This window comes from Cupriavidus taiwanensis (assembly GCF_900249755.1).
GTDB classification, from domain to species: Bacteria; Pseudomonadota; Gammaproteobacteria; order Burkholderiales; family Burkholderiaceae; genus Cupriavidus; species Cupriavidus taiwanensis_D.
Window position 1 is genome coordinate 1,884,344 of sequence record NZ_LT976853.1, and the last position, 4,918, is coordinate 1,889,261.

The window sequence follows — 4,918 nt, forward strand, 5'->3', positions numbered from 1 at the left end:
CGCATGCGCCAGGCGCTGGCGGCGTATCACGTGGTGGGGCTGTCGACCAACGTGGCGTTCCTGCAGCGGCTGGTGAAGTCGGAGGCGTTCCGTACCGCCGATCTCGACACCGGCCTGATCGAGCGCAACGAGGCGGTCCTGTTCCCGCCGCCGGCGCCGGTCGGCATGGAACCGATCGCGCTGGCGGTGGCAGCGCTGCTGGAACGCGAGGCGCGCGAGTTGCGTATCGATGCCGCCGACCCGCACTCGCCGTGGACGCACGCGGGCGCGTGGCGGCTGAACGGCGGCGTGTCGCGCACGCTGCGCTTCGGCTATGGCGAGCAGGTGCTGGAGGTGACGCTGAACAGCAACGAGCGCGGCAGCACGCTGATCTATGCGGACCAGGCCGCGCCCTTCGCCTACACCTGCCAGGCGGACGATATCCGCGTCAACCTGGGCACGCGGCGCGCGCACGGACAGGTGCACCTGGAGGGCGACGAGTTCCACGTGTTCCACGGCGGCCGCCACGCCACGCTCGCCTGGATCGATCCGCTGGCGCATGCCGGAGAGGCCGAAGGCGAGGGCGGCAAGCTGACTGCGCCGATGCCGGGCAAGGTCATCGCCGTGATGGTCGAGGCCGGCAGCACGGTCACGCGCGGCGCGCCGCTGCTGGTGATGGAGGCGATGAAGATGGAGCACACCATCTGCGCGCCGGCCGACGGTGTCGTCAGCGAGGTGCTCTACGGGATCGGCGAGCAGGTTTCGGAGGGAGCGCAACTGCTCGCGTTCAGCGCCTGACCGCGCCGGGTCGGTGCTATCCTGCTGCCTCCAATCCATAGGGCCGAGGCCAGGAGGACGGTATGACGATGACGCTTTACTACAACCCGCAGAGCCGCGCGTCGGTGGCGCGCTGGATGCTGGAGGAGGTCGGCGCCGACTACGCGCTGCAGCACATCGATATCGCCAAGGGGGAAAGCCGCGCGCCGGCTTTCCTCGCGATCAATCCGATGGGCAAGATTCCCACGCTGGTCCTCGATGACGGCACCGTGCTGACTGAAAACGGCGCCATCATCGCCTGGCTTGCCGATGCCTATCCGAACGCCGGCTTGATGCCGCCGCCGGGCTCGTCCGCGCGCGGCACGGTGCTGCGCTGGCTGTTCTTCTGCGGCAGCTGCTTCGAGCCCGCGCTGACCGACCGCATGATGCGCGCCCAGGCGCCGCTGCCCAAGCAGACGGTTGGCTGGGGCGACTATGACGAAGTCATCGACGCGATCGAGAAAGCCCTGACGCCAGGCCCCTTCGTGCTGGGCGACAGCTTCAGCGCCGCGGACGTCTACCTGGGCGCATCGCTGGCGTGGGCGGGCCAGTTCGGCGCGCCGCGCGTAAGCGAGAGCCGCTGCATCCAGGACTACGTCAAGCGCATCACCGCACGCGACGCGTTCGTGCGCGCGGCGAAGGGCTGACCGGGACCGGGCCGGCGTGCCTTGCGGCGCTGCATGCCTGCGGGCGTGCTCTTCATGTGATGCGGCCGCATCCTGCTGTGCCCCCGGAGTGTGAGACATTGGAGTCCCGGCCAACGGCGCCGGTCGCAACGGCACGCTGGCCCACCCGGCGCCGGATTCCCGGCGCCGTGTCTTCAAGGAGACGCAACATGCCTAGCAAGAACACGATCTGCCTGTGGTACGACCGCGATGCGCTGGAAGCGGCGAACTTCTATGCCAAGACCATTCCCGACAGCGCGGTCGGCGCCGTGATGCGCGCGCCGGGCGACTATCCGGACGGCAAGGAGGGCGATGTGCTGACGGTGGAGTTCACCGTTGCCGGCATCCCGTGTGTCGGGCTGAACGGTGGCCCGCACTTCAAGCACAGCGAGGCCTTCTCGTTCCAGATCGCGACCGACGACCAGGCCGAGACCGACCGGCTGTGGAACGCCATCGTCGGCAACGGCGGCCAGGAAAGCGAATGCGGCTGGTGCAAGGACCGCTGGGGCCTGTCATGGCAGATCACGCCGCGCGCGCTGCTGGCGGCGGTCACCGACCCGGACCGCGCCGCGGCCAAGCGCGCGTTCGACGCGATGATGACGATGCGCAAGATCGACATCGCAACGATCGAGGCAGCCAGGCGGGGCGACAACGCATCACCGGGCTGAACCCGCGGCCGCCGGCCGGCACCCGCAACATCGAACCACCCCATTCCTGATTTCGCAACGTGGCACTCCAGCAAGGCTTCATCCTGACCCGGCACTGGCGCGATACGCCAGGCGGCACCGAAGTCGAATTCTGGCTGGCCACCGATGACGGGCCGCGGCGATTGCGCCTGGCCCCGCAGCCGTCGGTCGCGTTCGTGCCGCAGGCGCAGCGCGAGCGCGCCGAGGCGCTGCTGTGCCGCGAACGCGAGGTCGAACTGCGCCCGCTGGCGCTGCGCGATTTCCAGCGCAGGCCGGTGCTGGGGCTGTACTGTTCGCAGCACCGGCAACTGCTCCAGCTTGCCCGGTCGCTGCGCGACGCCGGCGTGGACGTGTACGAAGCCGATATCCGCCCGCCGGAGCGCTACCTGATGGAGCGCTTCATCACCGCGCCGGTGTGGTTCGACGGCGAGCCGGATGCCGGCGGCGTGCTGCGCAACGCGCAGATGAAACCGTCGGCCGACTACCGGCCCGCACTGCGCCTGGTGTCGCTCGATATCGAAACCAGCGCGGCGGGTGAACTGTATTCGATCGCGCTGGAAGGCTGCGGCCAGCGACAGGTCTATGTGCTGGGGCCCGCGCCGCAAACGCCAGGGGACGTCGGTTTCCCGCTTACCTACTGCGCGACGCGGCCCGAACTGCTGCACCGGCTGAACCAGTGGCTGGCCGATCACGATCCCGATGCCATCATCGGCTGGAACCTGGTGCAGTTCGACCTGCGCGTGCTGCAGGAGCAGGCGCGCCAGTTCCAGGTGCCGCTGCGACTGGGGCGGGGCGGCGCCGAGATGGAATGGCGCGAGCACAACGCCCAGCAGCACTTCTTCGCCAGCGCGCCGGGGCGCCTCATCATCGACGGCATCGAGGCGCTGCGCTCGGCCACCTGGAGCTTTGCGTCGTTCAGCCTCGAAGCGGTGGCGCAGGCGCTGCTGGGGGAGGGCAAGGCGATCGACAATCCGTACGACCGCATGGACGCCATCGACCGCATGTTCGCCCATGACAAGCCGGCCCTGGCGCGCTACAACCTGCGCGACTGCGAACTGGTGACGCGCATCTTCGAGAAGACGGAGCTGCTGCGGTTCCTGCTGGAACGCGCGACGGTCACGGGCCTGCCGGCCGACCGCAGCGGCGGCTCGGTGGCGGCCTTCACGCACCTGTACATGCCGCTGATGCACCGGCAGGGCTATGTCGCGCCCAACCTGGGCGACAAGGCGCCCGAGGCCAGTCCCGGCGGCTTCGTCATGGACTCGCGGCCCGGGTTGTACGAGTCCGTGCTGGTGCTGGACTACAAGAGCCTCTACCCGTCGATCATCCGCACCTTCCTGATCGACCCGGTCGGACTGGTCGAAGGCCTGGCCAATCCGGACGATGCCGATGCGGTGCCGGGCTTCCGCGGCGCGCGCTTTTCGCGGACCAGGCACTGCCTGCCGGCCATCGTCGCGCGGGTGTGGCAGGGCCGCGAGGCGGCCAAGCGCGATGGCAACAAGCCGCTGGCGCAGGCGCTCAAGATCATCATGAACGCGTTCTACGGCGTGTTGGGCTCCAGCGGCTGCCGGTTCTTCGACGCGCGGCTGGCGTCTTCGATCACCATGCGCGGGCACGAGATCATGCGGCAGACCCGGGCGCTGATCGAGGCGCGCGGCTACGAGGTGATCTACGGCGACACCGACTCGACCTTCGTCTGGCTGCGCCGCGCCCGCACCGAAGCCGACGCCACGCAGATCGGACGCAGCCTGGTCGCCTACGTCAACGACTGGTGGCGCGACCACCTGTGGCAAACCTATGGGCTGGAGAGCGCGCTGGAGCTGCAGTTCGAGACGCACTTCCGGCGCTTCCTGATGCCGACCATCCGGGGCACCGACCTGGGCAGCAAGAAGCGCTATGCCGGCCAGGTGGAGCGGCCGGACGGCAAGCGCGAGATGGTGTTCAAGGGGCTGGAGACGGTGCGCACCGACTGGTCGCCGCTGGCGCAGCGCTTCCAGCAGACCCTTTATGAAAAGGTCTTCAACCGCGAGCCGTATGCCGACTATGTGCGCGACATCGTGCGCCGCACGCTGGCCGGGGAACTGGACGAAGAACTGGTCTACCGCAAGCGGCTGCGGCGCAAGCTCGACGATTACCAGCGCAACGTGCCGCCGCACGTTCGGGCCGCGCGCCTTGCCGATGCCCATAACGCGCGCCTCGGCAGGCCGCGCCAGTACCAGCACGGCGGCTGGATCAGCTATGTGATGACCGTGGCGGGACCTGAACCGCTCGAGGCGCGCACCGCGCCGATCGACTACGCGCATTATGTGACCCGGCAACTCGAGCCGATTGCGGATGCGATCCTGCCGTTCCTGGACGACGCCTTCGAGACGCTGCTGTCGGGCCAGATGGCGCTGTTTCCGCAATAAGCCGGCTGCGCTGAGATGTGCCGCACCCGGCGCTTTCCCCGTCATTCAGAAAAGTGCTTGCCAGGCCGGCTCCCCAGGCATTAAGATTCGCCCCCTCGTTCGCAAGGCAGCGCGTAACGGGGCGGAAACGAGGCGGGCACGGCGCGCAAGAATTAACTCGAAAGAGGGCGCCCGGCGCAATAAAGAATTTTTCGAAATCAGTTGCTTAATCGAAAAAATTTCTTTAAAGTCTCGATCCTTCGCTGCAGACAACGCAGCGCGCTGAACGGCAAAGCCGGGTGGCGAAGTTCTTTAACAAACAAACAACCGATAAGTGTGGGCGCTTGATAGCGGATGCGAAAGACTCCGGTCTTTTAGCTTAAAA

Annotated in this window: 4 protein-coding genes; all 4 read left to right on the forward strand. The window is 67.8% G+C overall.

Annotated features, from left to right (window positions below; translation table 11 throughout):
* Positions 1-777, forward strand: a 777-nt coding sequence (locus tag CBM2594_RS08620) for a biotin/lipoyl-containing protein (RefSeq protein ID WP_290367790.1), incomplete at its 5' end; no start/stop codon positions are given.
* A gap of 62 nt (positions 778-839) precedes the next feature.
* The gene (locus tag CBM2594_RS08625) at positions 840-1,442 is read left to right on the forward strand and encodes a glutathione S-transferase family protein (protein ID WP_116356469.1); all 603 of its coding nucleotides are present in this window, start codon (positions 840-842) and stop codon (positions 1,440-1,442) included.
* 188 nt (positions 1,443-1,630) lie between these two features.
* Complete coding sequence (locus tag CBM2594_RS08630) at positions 1,631-2,128, forward strand: VOC family protein (RefSeq protein ID WP_116356470.1); 498 nt, start codon at positions 1,631-1,633, stop codon at positions 2,126-2,128.
* 59 nt (positions 2,129-2,187) lie between these two features.
* Positions 2,188-4,554, forward strand: coding sequence for a DNA polymerase II (locus CBM2594_RS08635; protein ID WP_116356471.1), 2,367 nt, complete (start codon positions 2,188-2,190; stop codon positions 4,552-4,554).
* The last annotated feature ends 364 nt before the right edge of the window (positions 4,555-4,918 follow it).